At 63.7% G+C, this 2,626-nt stretch carries 3 protein-coding genes; all 3 read right to left on the reverse strand.

The window, feature by feature from the left end:
- Window positions 1-506: ABC transporter permease (locus Q0A15_RS06415; RefSeq protein ID WP_367273360.1), on the reverse strand; the 506-nt coding region annotated here is incomplete at its 3' end.
- Between the two features lie 19 nt (window positions 507-525).
- The gene (locus Q0A15_RS06420; protein ID WP_291278696.1) at window positions 526-1,683 is read right to left on the reverse strand and encodes a spermidine/putrescine ABC transporter substrate-binding protein; all 1,158 of its coding nucleotides are present in this window, start codon (window positions 1,681-1,683) and stop codon (window positions 526-528) included.
- Window position 1,684: 1 nt separating this feature from the next.
- Window positions 1,685-2,626: ABC transporter ATP-binding protein (locus Q0A15_RS06425; RefSeq protein ID WP_291278697.1), on the reverse strand; the 942-nt coding region annotated here is incomplete at its 5' end.

The raw sequence follows: 2,626 nt of genomic DNA on the forward strand, positions 1-2,626 counted from the left end.
ATCAACGGCAGGTAGTTGTAGACCACGCCGATCTGCACCGCCGCGTGCGTGAAGAGGATCTCGAAGGGTTCCCCACCCAGGTTCTTCCACCATTTGGAGGCGAAGCCGTCTGTGGAGAGGATGATCTGCCACCCAAGTGTGCGGACCAGGAAGTTGGTCCAGTAGGGGACCATGACCACGGCCAGGAGCACGCCGCGCCACTTCGCGGGAACCTTGATGGCGAGCCAGTACGCGAACGGGACGGCGATGAGCAGGCACAGCAGGGTGCCGACCACGGAGATCTGCACGGTGACTCCGAAGGTCCTCATGAAGGTCCCGGACAGGGCCTCGCCGAAGCGGTCAAGCGACAGGTGATCCATGCTGACGGTGGTGAACTCGTCTGGTTTGCGGCCGAAGGAATAGACCAGCACCATCACCACGGGGATGACGAAGAAGAAGAGGGTGTACGCCCAGGTCGGGAACGACAGTGCCGCGGGACCCAGAATCTTGGATGCGAACTTTTTCATGATGGGTTGGGTCCTTGTCTCACGCGCCGCTTTTGGCCTGAGCGGCCGTCAGGATGTCGGTTCGGGGCTCCATGCCCTTGAACTCGCTCGGCGTCAGTCGTTCCAGGACCTCCGGGGACGGGAACACGATCTCCGGGTAGACGAACTCCTTTTCCACCTCCGGGTCCAGGAAGGCCTTGGAACCGGTGGCGTATCCCGTGTAGTCGCACTCGACCTTGGCCTGGGCCGGCGCGATGATCCAGTCGATGAACTTGTGCGAGGCATCGGGGTGTGGGGCGCCGGTGGCCAGGCACCAGTTGTCTCCCCACCAGTTGCCGCCCTCTGTGGGGAAGACGAACTTCCACCGCTCCGGGTCATCGGCGTCGATCATGCCCTGCCTGGCATCACCGTTGTAGGCGTGGATGAGGGTGAAGCTGCCCTGCGCCATCGCGGTGGCGGCCTGACCCATGTACGCCTTGGTGTGCGGTGCGAGTTCGTTCACGACGAGCTTCTTGGCGTAGGCCAGTTCGGCCTTGTCCGTGGTGTTGAGGTCGTAGCCCTTCACAGCCAGGGCAATGGCGGTGACCTCCCATGCGTCCTCCAACAGCGCGACCTTGCCGGAGGCGGTCGTCTTGGCTGCCTCGATGAAATCGGCCCAGGTCGTCAGGTCCTGCTTGATCTTGGTGACGTCGTAGACGAACCCCGTGGATCCGTAGGCCTTGGGGGCCGAGTACTTGTTTCCCTTGTCGAAGAACTGGTCGAGGTAGGCGGGGTCGAGGGTGGAGAAGTTCGGGATCAGCGAACGGTCAAGCGGCTGGATCAGGTCGTGCTCCACCATCTGCGGGATGTAGAGGGAGGTCGGGACCACGATGTCGTAGCCCGAGGTGCCGCGGGTCGCGGAGAGCTTCGCCATCAGCTCCTCGTTGGAGCCGAAGGCATCGGCCTGAACCACGGCGTGGAACTTCTTCTTGAACTTCTTCAGCAGCCCGGGCTCGTCGTAGTCGCCCCAGGAGTACATGTTGACGCGATCCTCGAGCTTGCCGTTCGGTGCGATGTTGGAGGCGACCTTCTTGCTTCCCTGACCGCAGCCGGCCAACAGGGCCACGCCTGCCGCCGCCATGCCGCCGAGCACGCTCCGCCTGGTCAGGTTGTTCAGCGTGGTGCCGGATCCCAGGACCTTGATGTCGTCGTCGATCACGTCAGGCCTCCGAGGAATCCGCGAAGATCTGGACGGCGGTGCCCGGCCATTCGATGAGGGCCGTGTCGCCCTCGTGGACATCCGGTGCCTTGGTGCTGGAGATCCGCACGATCGCGGTGTGGTCCTCGCCCACACGGACCAGGTACTGCACCACGTCCCCCAGGAAGGACTCACCGATGATCTCCACCAGCTCCTGATTGGCTGCGACTCGAATGGTGGGATCCGCCGGCGGCGCCGAGATGGTGATGGCCTCCGGGCGGATGGCGGACTGGACGGTGTCTCCCACAGCGAACCCGGCCACGGCGGCGGCGGGGATCTCCAGGGTGAGCCGGTCATTGGAGAGGGTCGCGGTCTCGCCGGCCACTGCGTCCAGAGTGACCGAGTTGAAGTTCTGCTTCCCGATGAAACCGGCGACGAAGGCATTGCTGGGCTTCTCGTAGATGTCCTCGGCCTCGCCGAGCTGTTGCACCACGCCGTCGTACATGACCACGATGCGGTCGCTCATGGCCAGCGCCTCCTCCTGATCGTGGGTGACGAAGATGAAGGTCAGTCCCAGGTCGGTGTGGAGACGGATGAGTTCTAGTTGCATCTCCTCCCGCAATTTGCGATCCAACGCAGACATGGGCTCGTCCAGGAGCAGCACTCGAGGCCGATTGACGAGGGCGCGGGCCAGAGCGACGCGCTGCTGCTGGCCGCCGGAGAGCATGTCCGGCTTGCGTTGCGCGAAGTCCTCCATGCGGACCAACCGCAACGCCTCCATGACCCGTGGTCCGATCTCCTTCCTCGGCACCTTGGCTCGTTTGAGGCCGTAACCGACGTTCTCCGCCACGGACATGTGGGGGAAGAGGGCATAGGACTGGAACACCGTGTTGACGGGGCGTTTGTGAGCGGGGAGGGCCAGGAGGTCCTTCCCGTCCAGCAGGATCTCTCCGTCGGTGGGATC

The organism is Galactobacter sp. (genome assembly GCF_022712295.1).
Taxonomy (GTDB): Bacteria; Actinomycetota; Actinomycetes; order Actinomycetales; family Micrococcaceae; genus Galactobacter.